Raw genomic sequence first — 19,549 nt, 5'->3', positions numbered from 1 at the left:
CATGACGGAGCTGCTGACCAGGGCCGCGCTGTGGCTCAAGCACGACCCCGACGCCGACACCCGCGCCGAGCTCGACCACCTGGTCGTCCAGGCGCAGGCCAACGACCCCGAACTGGCCCGCGCCGCCGAGCACGAGCTCGCCTCCGCGTTCGCGGGGCCGCTGCAGTTCGGCACCGCGGGCCTGCGCGGCGCCCTGGGCCCCGGCCCCGCCCGGATGAACCGCGTCGTCGTGACGCAGGCCGCCGCCGGCTTCGCCGCGTGGCTGGGCGAACGGGGGCTGCGCGGCGGGAAGGTGATCGTCGGCCACGACGCGCGCCACAAGTCGCAGGCCTTCGCCGAGGACACCGCCGAGATCTTCGCCGCCGCGGGATTCGAGGTCCTGTGGACCGACCACCCTGTCCCCACCCCCGTCGTAGCCTTCGGCATCCAGCACTTCGGCGCCGTCGCCGGCATCGTCGTGACCGCGTCGCACAACCCGCCGCAGGACAACGGCTACAAGGTCTACCTCGGCGACGGGTCGCAGATCGTGCCCCCGACGGACGCCGAGATCGCCGGCCACATCGCGGAGATCGCCGCGGGCGACTGGCCGAACCTGCCGCGCTCCACGGACCGCACCGACGTGACCGCCGAACTGCTCGACGCCTACGTCGCCCGCGCGGCCTCGCTGTTCCCGACTGAGGCGCCGCGCGAGCTGACCTGGGTGCACACCGCCATGCACGGAGTCGGCTCCGAGACCGTCCGCCGCGTCGCGACGAGGATCGGGCTGCCCGCCGCGCACGAGGTCGCCGAGCAGGCCGAGCCCAACCCCGACTTCCCCACCGTGTCGTTCCCGAACCCCGAGGAGAAGGGTGCGATCGACCTGTCGCTGGAGCTGGCCTCCCGGGTGGGCGCCGACGTGGTGATCGCCAACGACCCTGACGCCGACCGGTGCGCCGTCGCGGCCGTGGTCGACGGCTCGTGGCGGATGCTGACCGGCGATGAGCTCGGCGCGATCCTGGGCGACGACGCCATCCGCCGCGGGGTGCCGGGCGTGTTCGCGAACTCGGTCGTGTCGTCGACGCTGTTGGGCCGCATGGCGGAGGCGGCGGGTCGGCAGCACACGATCACGCTGACGGGGTTCAAGTGGATCGGCCGCGTGCCGGACCTCGCGTTCGGCTACGAGGAGGCCATCGGCTACTGCGTCGACTCGCGCGCCGTGCCCGACAAGGACGGCATCACCGCCGCCGTCACGGTGCTGCGCATCGTTGCCGAGCTCAGGGCGCAGGGCTGCACGCTCGCCGACCGGCTCGACGAGATCGCCCGCGTCCACGGGCTGACCGCGACGTCTCAGCTCGCGGTCCGCGTCGCGGATCTCGGCATCATCGCCGACGCCATGGCGAGGCTGCGCGGCAACCCCCCGACGCAGCTGCTCGGGGAACCCATCACCGTCGTCGATCTGGCGCACGGCAGCGAGACCCTCCCCCCGACCGACGGCATCGAGCTGACGGGGCCCCGGGTGCACGTCGTCGCCCGGCCGTCCGGCACCGAGCCGAAGCTCAAGTGCTACCTGGAGGTGCGCCTCGACCCGTCCGAGTCGCAGGACGTCGCCGCAGCGCGGACCGAGGCTGCCGGGCGCCTCGACCGGCTCCGGGCCGAGATGGCCGCCGCGCTGGGGGTCTGAGAACGGGCGATGCAGCCCGGGCCGCCGTCGACGGGGCCCGGGCTGCGGCTACCCTGGAACCCATGACGAAGCTGCGTGCCGTCCTGTCCACCCTGGCGTTGGCGCTGGTGTCCGCCTGGATGGTGGTGCTGCCCGCCGCCGCGGACGACTCGGCGCCCATCACCCGCTACGACGTCACGGCGAACCTGACGAGCGAGGGGGTGGCGCAGGTCACCATCGACTTCACGATGGACTTCTCGCAGGTCGACGGCCGCGGGCCGTACGTCATCCTGCCCACGCGCCAGGACAGCGCCGACCCGAACTGGCAGTACGCCTTCGACTACAGCAACATCCAGGTCACCTCGTCGACCGGCGCGCGCACGGACGTCAGCCGCGAGGACGACGACAAGACGATGTCGCTGCGGATCGGCGACGAGGACATCTGGAACTCCACGCCCCAGGACTACACGGTCTCCTACGACGTCACGGGGCTGATCGTCTCGGACCAGGAGACGTCCGGGCTCGACGAGCTCAACTGGGACGTGATCGGCACAGGCTGGCAGTCGGAGATCTCGAACGTCACGGTGCAGGTGACCGGCCCCGCGGCCGTGTCCAAGTCGGCGTGCTTCTACGGCCCCTACGAGGACCAGACGCCGTGCGACGCGACCAACTCCGGCCAGACGGCCAGCTTCGCCGTCGACCAGACCCTCGCCCCCGGCGACGCCGTCCAGATCGTCGCGGGCTTTCCCGCCGGCACGTTCGGTGGGGTCGAGCAGAAGCTCGTCAAGGCGCCGACGCTCGCCAACGCCTTCGAACTCAGCCCCGCCACCGGCGGCGTCGCCGGCGCCGGGCTCGTCGCCGCGATCGCCGGGCTGCTCGCCATCCGCAGGCGCCACGCCCGCGACGAGGTCTACCTCGGCCTGACACCCGGCATCGTGCCCGGCGCGGGCGAGAACGCGGCGGTGGGCACGCAGTCCGGGAAGTTCCCCGTCGCCGTGCAGTTCAACCCGCCGAAGGGCGCCCGCCCCGGCGAGATCGGCACGCTGATGGACACCACGGCCGACGACGTGGACGTCTCCGCGACCATGGTCGACCTCGCGGTGCGCGGATTCATGAAGATCGAGTCGAACGGCAAGAAGAAGTTCACGCTGTACGCCACGCAGGCCCCGGCCCGGGAGACGCTGGAGCCGTACGAGTCGAAGCTGCTCGCGGACCTGTTCCAGGGGGCGACGTCGCGCACGTCGAAGGAGCTGGAGAAGGAGAAGTTCGCGCAGGTGCTGCCGCACGCGCGAAGCGGCCTCTACGACTCCGTCGTCACGAAGGGCTGGTTCAAGTCCAACCCGACCATGGCCCAGACAGGCCCGCTGGTCCTCGGCGGCATCCTGGTCGCCGGCGGCGTGTTCGCGGCCATCATCCTGGCGGCGTTCGGCTGGGCCCTGATCGGCATCCCGCTGATCATCTTCGGCATCGGCCTGATGGCGATGTCGCGCAAGTTCCGCCGCCGCAGCGCCATGGGCTCGGCCTACCTCGCGCAGGCCAAGGGCTTCGAGCTGTACCTGCGCACCGCCGAGAAGGAGACGCTCAAGTTCGAGGAGGGCGAGGACATCTTCTCGAAGTACCTGCCCTACGCCATGGTGTACGGCGTCACGGACCGCTGGACCAAGCTGTTCGCCGACCTCGGCGCCCAGGGCCTGTACACGGCCGACACCTCCTGGTACATCGGCGCGGACCTGATGCGCGGCATGTACTTCGCGAGCGCCATGAGCAACCTGACCACGTCGATGTCGAGCGCGATGCACGCGGCCCAGCTGGACGGGGTCAGCAAGGCCACCGGCGGCTCCATGGGCGGCTCGGGCTTCTCCGGCGGCGGCGGCTTCGGCGGTGGTGGCGGCGGCTCCTGGTGAGCCCCGGTGTAATCTGCTCTGGTGCCCCGGACCCTGCTGCTCATCGCCGGCCCATCAGGATCGGGTAAGTCCCGCCTGACACGGCTCGCCACCGGCACCGGCCGTGCGGCCACCATCAGCCTCGACGACTTCTACCGCGACGTCGACGCGCCCGGCCTGCCCATGAGCCCGCTCGGCATCCCCGACTGGGACGACGTCGGCACGTGGGACCTCGCTCAGGCGGTCGACACCGTCGGCGCGCTGCTGCGCGACGGCCGGGCGGAGCTGCCGACCTACGACATCTCGAAGTCGCGGCGCGTCGGGGAGCACATCGTCGACATCGACGACGCCGAGACGGTGCTGGCCGAGGGGATCTTCGCGATCGACATGCTCGCCGCAGCCCGCGCCGCCGGTATGACCTGCGAGGGCTGGTGGCTCGACCGGCCCCGCACCGCCAACTTCACGCGCCGCCTGGCCAGGGATCTGCGCGAGCACCGCAAGACTCCCCCGGTGCTGCTGCGCCGGGGTGCGGCGCTCTACCGCGCCGAGCCGGCGCTGCGCCGGGCCGCCATCGAGGCGGGATTCACGCCGATGTCGATGCGCCGGGCGCTGACGAGGCTGGGTTGCGCCGCCCGCTCCTGAACCGGCCTCAGTGCACGAGCAGGGGCATCGCGACGCCCCACGCCGCGATGAGGAAGGCCCAGTACTGCATCGGCAGGAAGAACATCGTGTGCCAGTTGCGGCCGTGGTGCTGCCCGGAGATGAACTGCAGGTACCCCTCAGCCTGACCACGGGCCTGCTCCAGGCTCGTGGGAGGCGGCTGGTTCGCCAGCCGGAAGGTCCCGGCGGCCACCGAGGCCTCCAGCTGCTGACGAAGCGCAGGTAGTTCCTGCTCCACGACGCGGCGCGGTTTCACGACGTTGAAGTACCGGCCGGTGAACCAGCAGGCCACCGCCATCACCAGTGCCACGGGGAGCATGATCCACTTCAGTGACGCTCCCCCGACGCTCCACGGGATGCCGATCCCGAAGATGCCGGTGAGTGCGACGTAGCCCGCCGCCAGGATGCCCCAGCCCCGCCAGATGATCATGTCGGCGAGGATAGGGCATCGGTCGTTCTCGGATCAGTCCCCGATGGGCGCCCAGCTCGGGCCGGTCTGGCCGAGCTTCTCGTCGAGCTTCGCGAACAGCGGCGTCGGCTTGGCCAGCGGCGTCGAGGCGACGACCGGACGCGACTCCCAGACGGCCTGCTGCGAGGCGTAGTCGCCCTGCAGGGTCGGGTAGCTCCACTCGCCGTCGGTGACCTCGACGATGTCGGGCTGAGCGGCCCAGACGCCCTCGCCGCCGAGCGCCTCGAAGACCTTCTGCGCCGAGTGCGGCAGATACGGCGTCAGCAGCGTGTTGCAGTCGCTGACGACTTGCAGCGTGACGTGCAGGACGGTGTCGCGGCGGGCCGGGTCGTCCTTGAGCTTCCATGGCTCCATGTCGGAGACGTACTTGTTCGCCAGGCCGACGATGCGCATGGCCTCGGTGATGCCTGCCTTGAAGCGCCTGGCGGCGATGTGCTCGCCGACCGTCGCGAACGCCCCGGCGGATGCGGCCAGGAGCGCACGGTCCTCCTCGGTCAGCTCCCCGGCCTCGGGGATCGCGCCGACGTTCTTGTGCGCCATGGAGATCGACCGGTTCACGAGGTTGCCCCACTCGTTGGCGAGCTCGAAGTTCGTGCGCCGCACGAACTCCTCCCACGTGAAGTCGGTGTCCTGGTTCTCGGGGCCGGCCACCGCGATGTAGTAGCGCAGCGCGTCGGCGCCGAACTCCTCGAGGAACTGGCCGACGAAGATCGAGGCGCCCCGGGAGCTGGAGACCTTCGAGCCCTTCATGGTCATGAACTCGGAGCTGACGACCTCGGTCGGGAGCTGCAGGTCGCCCAGCGCGGGGTGGATCGTGCCGCCCTCGGTGCCGCGGCCGTCGGCGCCGAGCAGGATGCCGGGCCAGATGACGGAGTGGAAGACGATGTTGTCCTTGCCCATGAAGTAGTAGGACAGGGCCTCGGGGTTGTTCCACCAGGTGCGCCACGCCTCGGGGTCGCCCTGGCGCTTCGCCCACTCGACCGAGGCGCTCAGGTAGCCGATGACGGCGTCGAACCAGACGTAGATGCGCTTCATCGGGGCGTCGCGCCAGCCGTCGAGCGGGACGGGGACGCCCCAGTCGAGGTCGCGCGTGATGGCGCGCTCGTGGATCTCCCCCAGGAGGTTGTGCGAGAACTTCAGCACGTTGGGGCGCCAGTCCTCGCGGGAGTCCAGCCACTCGGCAAGCGCCGGGGCGAGCTTCGGGAGGTCGAGGAACAGGTGCTCGGTCTCGACGAAGTCGGGGGTCTCGCCGTTGATCTTCGACTTCGGGTTGATCAGGTCGGCGGGGTCGAGCTGGTTACCGCAGTTGTCGCACTGGTCGCCGCGGGCGTTGTCGTAGCCGCAGATGGGGCAGGTGCCCTCGATGAAGCGGTCGGGCAGCGTGCGGCCGGTCGACGGGGAGATGGCGCCCATCTGCGTCTTCGCGACGATGTAGCCGTTGTCATACAGCGCGGTGAAGACCTCCTGCACCACGGCGTAGTGGTTCGGGGTCGTCGTGCGCGTGTAGAGGTCGTAGCTGAGCCCGAGCCCCTTGAGGTCGGAGACGATCTGCGCGTGGTACTTGTCCGCGGTCTGACGCGGGGTCAGGCCCTCCGCGTCGGCCTTCACCTGGATGGCGGTGCCGTGCTCGTCGGAGCCGGAGACCATGAGCACGTCGTGACCGGCCATGCGCATGTACCGGGAGAAGACGTCCGAGGGGACTCCGAATCCGGACACGTGACCGATGTGGCGGGGGCCGTTGGCGTAGGGCCAGGCGACCGCGGCAAGAACATGACTCATGCGCGTCATCCTATCGGTCCCACGTCGGCCCCCGATCCTCTCCCTCCCGCGCATGGAGGGCGAGGAACGGCTACGCGCTGAGTGCCTCGCCGGGCCCGTCTGCCTCGCCAGGCCGGTCCGGCCCGTCGGTCGCCTCGAGGCGGCCGAGCGGCGTGGTCGGGTTCCCGCAGCCGGACCCGTCGCGGGTCACGCGGTACCGGTAGCCCAACGGGCTGGTCCACTCGGCGACGCCTGTCTCCGGCTGCGTCAGGCCCCACAGCTCGGCGGTCTTGCCGCGGTGGGGCCGCCGGGAGGCGGGCAGCAGGTTGCCGAGCCGGGTCTGCCCGGGTCCTCCGCAGGCGTCGAATGAGATGGTGTGGTCGATGTCGAGGTTCCTCGACGAGCGGCGGCTGTAGGGGAACATGTCGGTGGGCATGGCCAGCTGGATCGCGGTGCGCATCCGGCGGCTCGGCACGTAGCCGTCCTCGGCGGGGAGTTCGGGCAGGTCGATCACCGGCTGGACCCTGACCCGAAGGCCGTCCCCGGTCAGCCCCTCGCGCAGCAGCTCACCGAGCAGCGCGGTGGTGATATGCCCCGCCCGCTCGATCCTGGCAGCGCCGGTGAGCCCACCCAGCGCGTCGGCGTGGATGTGCACGGCGATCCCGAGTTCCGGGCGCAGCCGGGCTGCGGGCGTGACGATCCGTCCGCACAGGGGGTCGTGGGCACCTTCACCGCACGATCCCCGGGGAGAACCGTCACAGGGCGCACTCCACCCCGCCGGCTCCGGTGGGCATGGAGGCTCCTCGGCGGAGACGGGTCGGAAGTGGGCGGGTCGTCGGGTCCAGCCGGGTTCCGGAGGGTCGGGCTCCCAGCCGCGCTCCGGCTCGCTGCCTGGATCCCACTCGGGCGGCGGTTCCTCGATCGGACCTCGCCCACGTGCCCGCTCTGCTGCGGCCTTCCGCACACCCTCCGGCGTCTCCGGTGGTGGCGCCCACGCTTCACGGGCGTCGGGGTCCATCGGAAGAACCGTCTCCGGCACGCCGTCGAGGACCCCGATCCACCCGGGATCCTCCGCAGGCCCTGGCGCCGCTACCGGGCCCCCGGGGTCGGGCACGAGCTGGAGGACGGCGATCCCCTCGGGCGGCGCGTCATCGATCAGAGGCTGCTGCGCCGCCTCCTGCAGGAGCCGCAGCGCGTAGGCGGGATGGGCGAGGATGCCGGTGGCCCTGGCCCGCAGCTGGTCCCGGTTCAGGTGTGGCAGGCTGGGCGAGATGAGCTCGGCGATCCGCGCCACCTGGGCGTCGAGGAAGCGTCCGTCGAGCACGTCGAGCCGGCCCGTCAGGTTGGTGACGCCGTCCTGCGTGCCCCACAGCCACACTCCGCGCGACTCCCGCGCGAGGCGCTCCTGCTCGGCCGCCCACTCGGCGTCGACCTCGATCATGATCCGCTCGGCGAGCTCCAGCGCCCCGGCGAGGCTGGCGTAGCGGGACTGCCAGCGCAGCCAGCGCCGCGTGACCTCGGCGGCCGCCGCCTCGGACAGAGGGCGGCACTTCCTGGCGAAAGCCAGCGCCCGGAAGGCCTCCACCTCGAGGCCCATCACGGCCGCGTACAGCTCCGCGTGGCGGTACTTCAGGTCCAGCGCGTTCGCCAGCGCCGCAAGCGCGGATGCCTCGGAACAGCCCATCAGCGGCCCGACCTCGAGGCCGAGGAACTGGGACACCGCCGGCGTCCCGGACCCGCCGATCCGGCGCTCAGCGTCGACGAGCGCCTCGACCACATCGTCCTGGTTCACGTGATAGGACTCGGCCAGCTGGCACAGCCAGGCGACGCGCCGCGCCCGGACCTCCCGCTCGGCGCGCGCGCACCAGCGCAGCCCCTCGGCTGCCTCCAGTGCAATCGCTTCGTCCATATAACAAGGCTACGCACCCCCACCGACAAAAAAAGATTGACTGCGTGACGTGTGGATAACTCGCTGCGGTTTCTTCACCACGATTCCAGAGAATCATCGCCGAGGGGAACTGCGGCTCTCGGCCGACCATCACCCAAAGATGCGACGCCTATTTCGCGATCCTGATGCCCTGCGTTTCTGATCTTCTCAGATCTCGTTCGGGCCGGATCGACTCACGGCAAGGCGCCGGGCCCCACGCCCGTGGATGAAGCCGACGAAGGGCCTAGACTCCGCGGTCATGGACACTCCCGACTGCCCCTGCGGCTCAGGCCGCGCATACGTGGCGTGCTGCGGACGCTTCCACGCGGGGCGCCCGGCGCCGACCGCCGTCGCACTCATGCGGTCCCGGTACTCCGCGTTCGCGCTCGGGCTGCCCGACTACCTGCTGGTCACCTGGCATCCCGCGACGCGCCCCGCGGACCTCGACCTGGATCCGGCGACGACGTGGACCGGTCTGGAGATCCTCGGCACCGAGGCGGGAAAGGCGTGGGACCGGGCGGGGACGGTCACGTTCGCCGCCTCCTTCTCGTCGTCCGACGGGGAGGGCACCATGCGGGAGCGCAGCCGCTTCACGCTTGAGGGCGGCCGCTGGTACTACGTCGACGGCGCCCAGTTCTGAGGCCTACGACAGTGCACGAAGTGGATTCGGGCAACTCGCCATCGGCCTCAAGGCCGGGACCTCAATAGAGACTCAGTGACCAGACGGGTGTGGTGGACGTTCGCCGCGCAGGCTCCAATACCCGAAGATGGCCCCCTCTAAGGACTCACCTGTTTGGCGATATCCCGCATCGCTGCCAGCGTCTCAGCTGAGTGCATGATCGAACGCGCAATGAACGGTGATTCCTCAGCCACTGTTTCACCTCCACATCGCAGGGGAGGGCTTCAGGAGATGGCGGCGAAGCGGAGGCCCCAGGCGCCGGGGAGCTCGACCCATACCAGCGCGACGAGGCCGCCGGCCACCCTGGCCCGGACGAGCCCGCCCTCGGACCCCAGCGAGTCCACGGACAGCAGCTCGGCGTCGACGGGCTCCGCCCACGGCAGCGCGCGGGACTCCCCCGACGCGGTGTGCGTGACGAAGTCGGGGTGCAGTCGCGCCGTGGACGAGGCGTCGAACAGGCTCCGGGTGGCGCGGATCAGCGCCGCCTTCTGCCGGGGTCCGGCCGAGCCGGGCACCGGCTTCGGGGCATCCTCGGCCGGCCCGTCCCCGAAGAGGTCCGGCTGCTCGTCGACCTGCCCGACGGTGAACTCCGCAGCCCCGCGACCGGGCAGCGACGCGGGGAAGCCCGGACCGGTCTCCGCCTCTCGGCCCTGCTGGAAGGCGGTGGCCGCCGCCCGGGCCCGCTCGTCGGCCGCCTCGTTCATGGCGTGCCCGGCGTGGCCCTTGACCCACTCGAACTCGACCTCGCGACCCTTCAACGCCACGTCGAGCGCCTTCATCAACTCGACGTTCTGGACCGGCTTGCCGTCGCCCTTCTTCCAGCCGCGCCGCTTCCAACCGGGCAGCCACTTCGTCAGCGAGTTGATGACGTACTGCGAGTCACACAGGATGCGCAGCGGCTCATCGACGTGCGCCGTGGACTGGAGCAGGTCGAGCACCGCCATCAGCTCGCCCATGTTGTTGGTGCCGTGGTCCCAGCCACCGGCGGCCCAGATGTCGTCGGAGACGTACCAGGCCCAGCCCGCGGGGCCGGGGTTGGACAGGGAGGATCCGTCAGCTGCGGCAATGATCACAGCCCCCGACAATACCGGCGCGCGCCCGCGGGGCTAGATTGGCCGGGCTGGGAGGGGACACATGGAGACCATCTATCTCGCGGGCGGCTGCCTGTGGGGCGTCCAGGCGTTCGTGCGCACCCTGCCCGGCGTGGTCGCCACGGAGGCGGGGCGCGCCAACGGCACGTCCGCCGCACGCGGCGGCGAGTACGACGGGTTCGCCGAGTGCGTGCGCACCGTCTTCGACCCGGCACGTGTCACGGTCGCCGCGCTGGTCGGGCATCTGTTCGAGATCATCGACCCGTACAGCGTGAACCGGCAGGGCGACGACGTCGGTCCGCGCTACCGCACAGGCATCTACAGCGAGGACCCACGCCACCTGGCCGAGGCGCGCGCCGCCATCGACGCCCGCCCGGACCGCGACCGGATCGCGGTGGAGGTCACCCCGCTGACGAACTACGTCCGCAGCGCCGACGAGCACCAGGACCGGCTGGAGCGCTGCCCCGACGACTACTGCCACCTCCCGGCCGAGGTGCTGGCGCGGTACGCCTGACCCCAGGGACTGTCCGACGGCCGTGCCAGACTGTCCCAATGCAATCGCACGACGAGATCCGGGTCCGCGGCGCGCGGGTCAACAACCTCCGCGGCATCGACGTGGCAATCCCCAAGCGGCAGCTGACGGTCTTCACCGGCGTCTCCGGCTCGGGCAAGAGCTCCCTGGTGTTCGGCACGATCGCCGCGGAGTCGCAGCGGCTGATCAACGAGACGTACCCCGCCTTCGTGCAGTCGCTCATGGCCAGCCCCGCGCGACCCGATGTCGACGCGCTGGAGAACCTGTCGGCTGCCATCGTCGTCGACCAGGAGCGGATGGGCGCGAACGCCCGCTCCACCGTCGGGACCGCCACCGATGTCAACAACCTGATGCGCCTGCTCTGGTCCCGCCTCGGCACCCCCGAGGTAGGGCCGAGCTACCACTTCTCCTTCAACACGCCGCAGGGCATGTGCCCCGGCTGCGAGGGCACCGGCCGCGTCTCTGCGATCGACGAGTCGCTGATCGTCGACACCGACCTCTCCCTGTCGGAGGGGGCCATCACGGCCCCCAACTTCGGCGTCGGCACGTGGTACTGGAAGGGCTACGCGGAGCACCCGGACCTCGACCCCGACCTGCCGCTGAGGGACTTCTCCGCGGACCAGTGGCGGACCTTCATGTACCAGGAACCCACCAAGATCCACGTCTCCGGCATCAACATGACCTACGAGGGCCTCATCCCGCGCATCCGGCGCATGTTCCTGGCCCCTGACAAGGAGCCGGGCCAGAAGCACATCAAGGAGTTCGCCGAGCGGATCGCCACCTTCCGCGAGTGCCCGGAGTGCGGTGGCACCCGCCTCAACGAGCCCGCCAGGACCGCGCAGATCGACGGCGTCACGCTCCCGGAGGCGCTCGGCTGGCAGATCACGGACCTGCGTGCCTGGGCCGAGCGGCTCCGCGACTCCGCCACGAGCGTCGACGTCGCGCCGGTGATCGCATCCCTGGTCGACCTGCTCGGCTCGCTGGCCGAGGTCGGCCTCGGATACCTGTCGTTGGACCGCGAGTCGGGCACGCTGTCGGGCGGCGAGGCGCAGCGCGTCAAGATGGTGCGTCACCTGGGCTCGGCGCTCAGCGACGTCACCTACGTCTTCGACGAGCCGACGGTCGGCCTGCACCCCCACGACATAGACAGGATGGTCGACCTCCTGCAGCGGCTCCGCGACAAGGGCAACACGGTCCTGGTCGTCGAGCACAAGCCGCAGGTCATCGAGCGCGCGGACCACATCGTCGACATCGGCCCCGGCGCGGGCGCGCAGGGCGGCCGGGTGATGTTCACGGGCGACGTCGACGGGCTCCGCGCCTCCGGCACCATCACGGGCGACCACCTCTCCACCCGGCACGTCCGCCGCACGCCGCTGCGCACGCCCACCGGCGCGCTGGAGATCCGCGGCGCCACGACGCACAACCTGCGCGGCGTCGACGTCGACATCCCGCTGGGCGTGCTGACCGTGATCACCGGCGTGGCGGGATCCGGCAAGTCGAGCCTGATCCACGGGTCGATCGCCGACGGCTCGATGTCCGGCGCGGGCACGCTGCGCGTGGTCGATCAGAGCCCCATCCGCGGCTCCATCCGCTCCAACCCGGCCACCTACACCGGCCTCCTCGACCCGATCCGCGCCGCCTTCGCCAAGGCCAACAAGGTCAAGCCCGCCCTCTTCAGCGCCAACTCGGCTGGCGCCTGCCCCAACTGCAAGGGCCTCGGCATCGTCTACACCGACCTCGGGCAGCTGGCCGGCGTCTCCCGCACCTGCGAGGTGTGCGAGGGCCGCCGCTTCACCGACGAGGTCCTGCGCTACACGCTGCATGGGCTGAACATCTCCGAGGTGCTGCAGCTTCCCGTCGCCGACGCGGCGCAGGTCTTCCACGCCGGCAACCCCGGCCGCATCCTGTCGCGGCTGCTGTCGGTGGGGCTCGGGTACCTGCGGCTCGGCCAGCCGCTGTCGACGCTGTCCGGCGGCGAGCGGCAGCGCGTCAAGCTCGCCATCCAGCTGGGCGAGGGGCCGGGCAGCTACGTGCTCGACGAGCCGACCACCGGCCTGCACATGGCCGACATCGAGGCCATGCTCGTCATGCTCGACACCCTGGTCGACGAGGGCAACACCGTCATCGTGATCGAGCACTCACTGCCCGTCATGGCGCACGCCGACCACATCATCGACGTCGGCCCCGGCGCCGGCCACGACGGTGGCCTGGTCGTGTTCGAGGGCACTCCCGCCGAACTTGCGGCCGCCGACACGCTCACCGGCCGGCACCTGGCCGCCTACCTGGCCTGATCCGGACGCGGCCGCCCGGAACGGGATCTCACCGTGCTGCGGCGGAGCCTCTGACTCGTCATGCCCGCTCGGACAGGTAGCCGTAGCGGTGGTGTTCGGTGAAGCCGAGGGACTCGTACAGCGCGACGGCGATGTTGTTGGTCTGCTCGACCAGCAGCGCGAGGAACCGCACCCCGGCGCGCGCGGCGTGCGCGATCAGGGCGTTGGTGACGTCGCGGCCGAGCCCCCGGCCGCGCGCCGCGCGGGCGACCTCGACATCCGTCAGGACGCCCCAGCCACCGAAGTAGGCGATGCGCCCGATGGCGTGGTCCCCCAGCCGGAGGTACGTGGCCGGCGCCGCCGTCATCTCTGCGACGCGCGCGTCGTTGCCGCGGTGGTCCCACAGCTCGAGCCACGCCTCATTCGGCGCGTCGTCGATGGCGGCGTCGGGCGTCTCGACAGCCCACCGGTCGTCGATGGCGAGCGTCATGGTCCTCGTCAGCTTGCTGAGCTTCATCCCCGCGGCCCGGCCGCGCGCCTGCGCGTCGGAGCCGATCACCACCTGGAGCCGCACCGGCCCGCCCTGCCATTCGCGGGCCAACCGGAGCGCCTCGGAGAACTCGACCCCGGGATCGCCCGACGCCAGCACCGAGTTGGCGCGGAACGAGTCGTCCGGGCCGTCGCGCAGTATCCAGCCGCCGAGCCTGGCCCGCCGCGTCCCGGGCCAGGTCCGGTCCAGGATGCGCTGGAGGCTGTCGGCCGACGACGTGGGCAGGACCGTGCGCTCGGGCACCCGTCGGAGGTTGCGTGCCTCGGCCTGCGGGACCCAGACGGCGGGTCGGTCCTGCGGCAGCACGACCACCCAGTCGGTGTTGGCCGCGATGACGTGCCCGACCACGTCGCTCGAGCCGTCGGTCGACTCCCAACGCAGCGACACGCGCTGCGACTCGGAGGTCGGGGCATCCACGATCAGCGGCCTGTTCATGGGGAAATAGTGCACCACCGGCGCCGCAGCTCCCCACGCGGCCTCCCGCGGGTCATCCTCCGGACGATCAGGCGCGCGCAGCCGCGTACGCGGGGCTGATGACCTCCCGGATCATGGCCTCCCGTTGGTCGTGATGCCAGAACGCGGCCCGCATGGCGCGCACGGTGCACGCCTCGACGTCGTCGAGGTCCCAGTGGTGCGTCTCGACCAGCCGGGCGAACTCCCGCGACATCGTCGTGGCGCTCATCAGCCGGTTGTCGCAGTTGATCGTCACGTTGAAGCCGAGGTCCTTCAGCAACTCGACCGGGTGCTCGGCGAGCGTCGCCGCGATGCCGGTCTGCAGGTTCGACGACGGGGACACCTCGAGCGGGATCTGCGCGTCGCGGACGTAGGCCGCGAGCCGGCCGAGCCGCGCCACCCCGTCCTCGACCGTGATGTCCTCCACGATCCGGACGCCGTGACCGAGCCGGTCGGCGCCGCAGACCTGCACGGCCTCCCAGATTGACGGCAGCCCGTAGGCCTCGCCCGCGTGGATGGTGAAGAACATGTTGCTGCGCTTCAGGAACTGGAAGGCCTCCAGGAAACGGCCGGGCGGGAAGCCCTCCTCGGCGCCGGCGATGTCGAACCCGGCGACCGAGTCGTCCCGGAACTCGACGGCCAGCTCGGCGATGTCGAGGGAGGGGGTCGCGTGCCGCATCGACGTCAGGAGCTGCCGCGCGATGATCGGCCTCCCCTCGCCCGCGGCCTCCGCCATGCCGTCTGCCAGCCCGTCGCGGACCGCCTCGACCGCCTCGTGCAGCGTCAGCCCGCCCGCGAGGTGCTGCTCGGGCGCCCACCGCGCCTCGGCATACACGACGCCGTCGGCGGCCTGGTCGAGCACGAACTCGCGCGCGACCCGGACGAGGTTGTCGTAGCTCTGCATCGCGGCGACGGTGTGCGCGAACGTCTCCAGGTAGCGCACGAGCGAGCCGGAGTCCGCGGCCTGGAAGAACCACTCCCCCAGCTCCTCGGGCGTCCCGGCCGGCAGGTCGTGCCCGGCCTCCGAGCACAGCTCGAGCACCGTGGCGGGGCGCAGACCGCCGTCGAGGTGGTCGTGCAGCGCCACCTTCGGGAGGCTGCGCAGGTGGTCGATGGTCAGCATGGTTGCCTCCTTCACCTGACGGCGTCCAGGTCCGACGGCCCGAAGGCCTGGGGCAGCACGTCGTCGAGCGTGAGGAGACCCTTCGGGGTCACCATCCGCAGCGTCGGCCCGCCGTGCTCGTTGAGCAGCTGGCGGCAGCGGCCGCACGGCATGATGACGTCGCCGTCGCGGTTGACGCACGTGAACGCGACCAGCCGGCCGCCGCCGCCCGCGACGAGCGAGCTGACCAGCCCGCACTCGGCACACAGCACCACGCCGTAGGCGGCGTTCTCCACGTTGCAGCCCACGACGACGCGGCCGTCGTCGACCAGCGCCGCCGCGCCCACCGGGTACCCGGAGTAGGGCGCGTAGGCCTTGGCCGCGACCTCGATCGCGGCGGCCCGCAGCGCGGGCCAGTCGATGTCCGTCTCTGTCATGTCAGTGGCTCTTCACGAAGTGGTCGCCGTCGGCAGCCGGGGGCCGGACGCGTCCGACCAGGCCCGCGACGGCGATGATGGTGGCGAGGTACGGGAGCATCTCGATGAAGTCGCTGGGGATGGGCAGTGACATCGGCTTGGTCGTCTGGGCCAATGCGCGGGCGAAGCCGAAGAACAGCGCGACGAAGGCGCCGTAGATCGGGTTCCAGCGGCCCATGATCACCGCGGCGAGCGCGATGTAGCCGTAGCCGGCCGTCGGGTTGTTGTCCTGGAAGGCGCCGACCGAGCCGATGGTGAAGTAGGCGCCGCCCAGCCCGGCGAAGATGCCGCCGAGCGTGACGGACAGGAACTTCGTCCGCACGACGTTGATGCCTACGGTGTCGGCCGCGTGCGGGTGCTCGCCGACCGAGCGGACCCTCAGGCCCCACTTGGTGCGGTAGAGGATGAACCAGACGAGCGGCACGGCGACGAAGGCCAGGTAGGTGAGCGGCCGCAGCGTGAAGATGATCGGCCCGAGGAACGGGATGGCTTCGAGGCCGGGGATCGCGACGGGCTGCATCGGCGAGACCGAGCCGTACGTGGCGGGGTCGGGCGCGATCAGCTGCTGGTAGATGAAGCCGGTGAGGCCGGCCGCGAGCACGTTGACGACGACGCCGATGATCACGTGGTCGACGAAGTACTTCAGCGCGAACACGGCCAGCAGGGCCGACATGGCCGCGCTGGCGAGCGCGGCCGCGACCAGGGCAGCGACGAAGGACTGGGTCATCGAGTAGGTCAGGGACGCGGCGAACGCGGCCATCAGGAACTGGCCCTCGATGGCGATGTTGACCACGCCGGCCCGCTCGGCCAGCACGCCGCCGAGCACGCCGAAGAAGAGCGGTGTGGAGTACTCGAGCGTCAGGTTCAGCTGGCTGGTGAGCGTGAAGGCAAGGTCGGAGCTGGCCGCCGCCCACACGATGAACCCGACGACGACGCCGAGGCCCGCGACGAGCGCGGCCACCGTGCGCCAGCGGCCCGACACCCTGCCGGTCAGGTAGCCGATGCCGGCGCCGAGCGTCAGGAGCGCGCTGATGAGCACCGTCGGAGTGCCCGGGAGCGACAGGGTGGGCAGCTGCACCTCGGCGAACGCGTCGGACAGCGCGATCTGTCCCGGCTTGTGCACGGTGAAGGCCAGCACGAGCAGGACGGCGCCGAGCAGCGTGACCAGCACTCCGATCGAGATGCGCTGGGAGCGCTTCTCGGGCGACTCGACGACCTTCACGTCGCCGACGGTGGGGATGATCGTCTCGGTGCTCATGCTTCGGCCACCTTCGCAGCGGGGGGATTCGCGGCACTGACCCTGCGTTCCTTCAGGAACGGCAGCAGCCACACCACGAACGCGGGCGCGGCGACGAACAGCACGATCAGTGCCTGGATCAGGTCGGTCAGCTTGTCGGGGGTGCCGGCCATGGTGATCATGGTGCGGCGAGACGCCTTGAGCGCGCCGAAGAGCAGGCCGGCGAGCACGACGCCCACCGGACGGGAGCGGCCGAGCAGCGCCACCGTGATGGCGTCGAAGCCCAGCGTGCCGATGACGGTGCCCGTCATCTGCGTCGGGGTGCCCGTCAGGAGTTCGGGCGCCGTGACCTGGATCGTGCCGGCCAGGCCCGCCATGGCGCCCGCGAGCGCCATCGTGATCATCGTGACGCGCTGGACGGAGGCGCCGGCCACGGCGGCCGCGTCGGGGTTGAGGCCGACGGCCTTGAGGTGCACGCCGAACTTGGTGCGCTCGATGAGCCACCAGGTGAACAGCGCAGCGATGAGCACGAGCCCGAACCCGAGGTGCAGGCGGGTGCCGGCGATGCGCGGCAGCGTGGCGCTCCACTCGAGGATGGGCGAGATCGGGTCGTTGCGGCCGGGCGCCTGGAACGCCTTCTGCAGCATCAGGTAGGCCAGCAGCGACGTCGCGATGTAGTTCATCATGATCGTCAGGATCACCTCGTGCGCGCCGGTGCGCGCCTTGATGACGCCGACGATGCCGCCCCAGACGGCGCCGCCGACCATGCCCATGACGATGACGAGCGGCAGGTGCGCGATGAGCGGCAGGCCCTTGATCGTGAAGCCGAGGTAGGCGGCCAGCAGCGCGCCGACCATCGCCTGGCCCTGCGCGCCGATGTTGAACAGGCCCGCCCGGAACGCGATCGCGACCGAGAGGCCACCCGCGATCAGGGGTGCCGCCTCCGCCGTGGTGTTCGTGATGGCGGTGATGCTGCCCATCGAGCCGACCCACATGGCGTAGAACGTCAGCGAGATCTTCTCCCACGACGCGCTGAGCGCGGCCCCCGGCTGGGCGAAGAAGTAGGTCCACTTCTGGGCCACCTCGGCATCGGCGAACACCATGATGATGGCGCCGAGGACGAAGGCCAGCAGCAGCGAGGCGACGGTGATGATCGTCGTCTGCAGCCACGCGGGGCGCGTGGAGACCTTGTCACTCATGGGTTGACTCCTTGATGGTGGCGAGGGCTTCCTCGTAGCTGATGCCGGCCATCATGAGGCCGAGCACGTCCCGGGGCGTGTCGGAGTCGACGACACCGACGATGCGTCCGCGGTACATCACGGCGATGCGGTCGGCCAGCGACTCGACCTCCTCGAGCTCGGTCGAGACGATCAGGACGGCGGTGCCCTTGTCGCGCTCGGACACGATGCGCGAGTGCAGGAACTCGATGGCCCCGACGTCGACGCCGCGGGTCGGCTGGCTAGCGAGCAGCAGCGACAGCGGCCGCGACAGCTCGCGCGCGAGCACGACCTTCTGCTGGTTGCCGCCGGACAGGGAGTTGACGGGCTGGGTGTGGGACCCGGCGCGGATGTCGAACTCCTCGATCCGGGCGCGGGCGTTGTCCGCGATCCGGCCGAGCTGCAGGGAGCCGCGATTCGAGTACTCGTCGAGGTTGTCGAGGACCAGGTTCTCGGCGATGGAGAACTCGCCGACGAAGCCGTCGCGGTGCCGGTCCTCCGGCACGTAGCCGAGCCCGGCCTTGAGGGTCTTCGCGGGGCTCTGACGGGTGATGTCGTCCCCGTCGAGCGTGATCGTGCCGCTCAGCGGCGTCATGGTGCCGAGCAGCGTCTCCGCCAGCTCCGTCTGGCCGTTGCCCTGCACGCCGGCGATGCAGACGATCTCGCCGCCACGGACGGTCAGGTCGAGCTGGTCGACGGCCACCTGGCCCGACGGCGAGGCGACGGTGAGGTCCTCGATCACGAGGCGTGGCTCGCCGGGGGTGGCCTTCTCCTTCGCGACCTGCAGCGAGACGCTGCGGCCCACCATCATGGAGGCAAGCTCGGCCTGCGACGCGCTGGGCAGCGCCTCGCCGACGACCTTGCCCCGGCGGATCACCGTGATCTCGTCGGCGACCTCGCGGACCTCGCGGAGCTTGTGGGTGATGAAGACGATGGCGCGGCCCTCGTCGCGCAGCGAGCGCATGACCTCCATCAGCTCGTCGATCTCCTGGGGGGTCAGGACCGCCGTTGGCTCGTCGAAGATCAGGTACGTCGCATCGTTGGCCAGCGCCTTGAGGATCTCGACCCGCTGCTGGATGCCCACGGGGAGGTCCTCGACGAGGGCGTCGGGGTCGACTTCGAGCCTGTAACGCTCGCTCAGCTCGCGGACACGTTTCCTGGCCGAGTTGAGGTCGAGCAGCCCGCCGGGGCCGGGCTCGTGACCGAGCACCATGTTCTCGGCCACCGTGAAGACGGGGATGAGCATGAAGTGCTGGTGCACCATGCCGATGCCCGCGGCCATGGCCTGCTTGGGGTTGGTGAGGCTCAGCTGCCGCTCCCCGAGCCGGATCTCCCCATCGTCGGGGGCAAGGAGCCCGAACAGGATGTTCATGAGCGTCGACTTGCCTGCGCCGTTCTCGCCGAGGAGGCAGTGGATCTTCCCTGGCGTGATGTCGATGCTGATCGAGTCGTTGGCGGTCAACGACCCGAATCTCTTCGTGATGCCGCTCAGCGACAGCACGGGCGCGACGGGCGCCTTGATGGTGGGGGCGGTCACTGTGGACTCCTCCTCGACGGTGGGGTGAGTGGGGACAGCCTAGCTTCGCTTCCGGTAACACGAAGGGAG

Annotated in this window: 16 protein-coding genes; 6 read left to right on the top strand and 10 right to left on the bottom strand. The window is 70.7% G+C overall.

What is annotated here, in order from left to right; genetic code table 11:
- Nucleotide 1 precedes the first annotated feature (1 nt).
- The 3 genes from KDB89_RS04110 to KDB89_RS04100 all read left to right on the top strand — a co-directional run bounded on the left by KDB89_RS04110 (nt 2) and on the right by KDB89_RS04100 (nt 4,164).
- Nucleotides 2-1,660, top strand: a complete 1,659-nt coding sequence (locus tag KDB89_RS04110; protein ID WP_219083596.1) for a phospho-sugar mutase — start codon at nt 2-4, stop codon at nt 1,658-1,660.
- A 62-nt stretch (nt 1,661-1,722) separates the two neighbouring features.
- The gene (locus KDB89_RS04105) at nt 1,723-3,543 is read left to right on the top strand and encodes a DUF2207 domain-containing protein (RefSeq protein WP_255556195.1); all 1,821 of its coding nucleotides are present in this window, start codon (nt 1,723-1,725) and stop codon (nt 3,541-3,543) included.
- A gap of 21 nt (nt 3,544-3,564) precedes the next feature.
- Nucleotides 3,565-4,164 (top strand): uridine kinase family protein, encoded by a 600-nt coding sequence (locus KDB89_RS04100; RefSeq protein ID WP_255556194.1) that lies wholly within the window; start codon nt 3,565-3,567, stop codon nt 4,162-4,164.
- Between the two features lie 7 nt (nt 4,165-4,171).
- On the opposite strand, the gene KDB89_RS04095 is transcribed toward KDB89_RS04100, so the two are convergent.
- From KDB89_RS04095 to KDB89_RS04085, 3 genes are all read right to left on the bottom strand, one after another.
- Nucleotides 4,172-4,612 carry a hypothetical protein gene (locus KDB89_RS04095; RefSeq protein ID WP_219083595.1) on the bottom strand — a complete coding sequence of 147 codons (441 nt, stop codon included), beginning with the start codon at nt 4,610-4,612 and terminating at the stop codon, nt 4,172-4,174.
- Nucleotides 4,613-4,645: 33 nt separating this feature from the next.
- Nucleotides 4,646-6,430 carry a methionine--tRNA ligase gene (gene metG / locus KDB89_RS04090; RefSeq protein WP_369408089.1) on the bottom strand — a complete coding sequence of 595 codons (1,785 nt, stop codon included), beginning with the start codon at nt 6,428-6,430 and terminating at the stop codon, nt 4,646-4,648.
- A gap of 70 nt (nt 6,431-6,500) precedes the next feature.
- Entirely contained in the window at nt 6,501-8,318 is a 1,818-nt protein-coding gene (locus tag KDB89_RS04085) for a hypothetical protein (RefSeq protein WP_219083593.1), read from the bottom strand.
- Nucleotides 8,319-8,595: 277 nt separating this feature from the next.
- Here KDB89_RS04085 and KDB89_RS04080 point away from each other — a divergent pair, with 277 nt between their 5' ends.
- A complete protein-coding gene (locus KDB89_RS04080) occupies nt 8,596-8,976 on the top strand; it encodes a YchJ family protein (protein WP_219083592.1) in 381 nt (126 codons plus the stop codon).
- Nucleotides 8,977-9,239: 263 nt separating this feature from the next.
- Here the strand turns inward: KDB89_RS04080 and KDB89_RS04075 are convergent, their stop codons facing one another.
- Nucleotides 9,240-10,088, bottom strand: coding sequence for a ribonuclease H family protein (locus KDB89_RS04075; protein ID WP_219083591.1), 849 nt, complete (start codon nt 10,086-10,088; stop codon nt 9,240-9,242).
- A 61-nt stretch (nt 10,089-10,149) separates the two neighbouring features.
- Between KDB89_RS04075 and KDB89_RS04070 the strand changes: the two genes are divergently transcribed.
- Nucleotides 10,150-10,620 (top strand): peptide-methionine (S)-S-oxide reductase, encoded by a 471-nt coding sequence (locus KDB89_RS04070; protein ID WP_219083590.1) that lies wholly within the window; start codon nt 10,150-10,152, stop codon nt 10,618-10,620.
- Nucleotides 10,621-10,658: 38 nt separating this feature from the next.
- Complete coding sequence (locus KDB89_RS04065) at nt 10,659-12,929, top strand: excinuclease ABC subunit UvrA (protein WP_219083589.1); 2,271 nt, start codon at nt 10,659-10,661, stop codon at nt 12,927-12,929.
- A 58-nt stretch (nt 12,930-12,987) separates the two neighbouring features.
- On the opposite strand, the gene KDB89_RS04060 is transcribed toward KDB89_RS04065, so the two are convergent.
- The 6 genes from KDB89_RS04060 to KDB89_RS04035 all read right to left on the bottom strand — a co-directional run bounded on the left by KDB89_RS04060 (nt 12,988) and on the right by KDB89_RS04035 (nt 19,480).
- The gene (locus KDB89_RS04060; RefSeq protein WP_219083588.1) at nt 12,988-13,893 is read right to left on the bottom strand and encodes a GNAT family N-acetyltransferase; all 906 of its coding nucleotides are present in this window, start codon (nt 13,891-13,893) and stop codon (nt 12,988-12,990) included.
- Nucleotides 13,894-13,960: 67 nt separating this feature from the next.
- Nucleotides 13,961-15,034: an adenosine deaminase gene (locus KDB89_RS04055; protein WP_219083587.1), complete on the bottom strand. Its 1,074-nt coding sequence runs from the start codon at nt 15,032-15,034 to the stop codon at nt 13,961-13,963.
- Between the two features lie 11 nt (nt 15,035-15,045).
- Nucleotides 15,046-15,450 (bottom strand): cytidine deaminase, encoded by a 405-nt coding sequence (locus tag KDB89_RS04050; protein WP_219083586.1) that lies wholly within the window; start codon nt 15,448-15,450, stop codon nt 15,046-15,048.
- Between the two features lies 1 nt (nt 15,451).
- Nucleotides 15,452-16,747, bottom strand: coding sequence for an ABC transporter permease (locus tag KDB89_RS04045; RefSeq protein ID WP_219083585.1), 1,296 nt, complete (start codon nt 16,745-16,747; stop codon nt 15,452-15,454).
- Nucleotides 16,744-17,925 (bottom strand): ABC transporter permease, encoded by a 1,182-nt coding sequence (locus KDB89_RS04040; RefSeq protein ID WP_219083584.1) that lies wholly within the window; start codon nt 17,923-17,925, stop codon nt 16,744-16,746. Before KDB89_RS04040 ends, KDB89_RS04045 begins: the two co-directional genes overlap by 4 nt.
- On the bottom strand, nt 17,918-19,480 hold the full coding sequence (locus KDB89_RS04035) for an ABC transporter ATP-binding protein (protein ID WP_255556192.1): 1,563 nt from the start codon (nt 19,478-19,480) through the stop codon (nt 17,918-17,920). The genes KDB89_RS04040 and KDB89_RS04035 overlap by 8 nt, the downstream gene beginning before the upstream one ends.
- Between the last annotated feature and the right edge of the window lie 69 nt (nt 19,481-19,549).

The organism is Tessaracoccus palaemonis, assembly GCF_019316905.1.
Lineage (GTDB): Bacteria > Actinomycetota > Actinomycetes > Propionibacteriales > Propionibacteriaceae > Arachnia > Arachnia palaemonis.
This window is presented reverse-complemented; position numbering and strand designations above follow the sequence as displayed.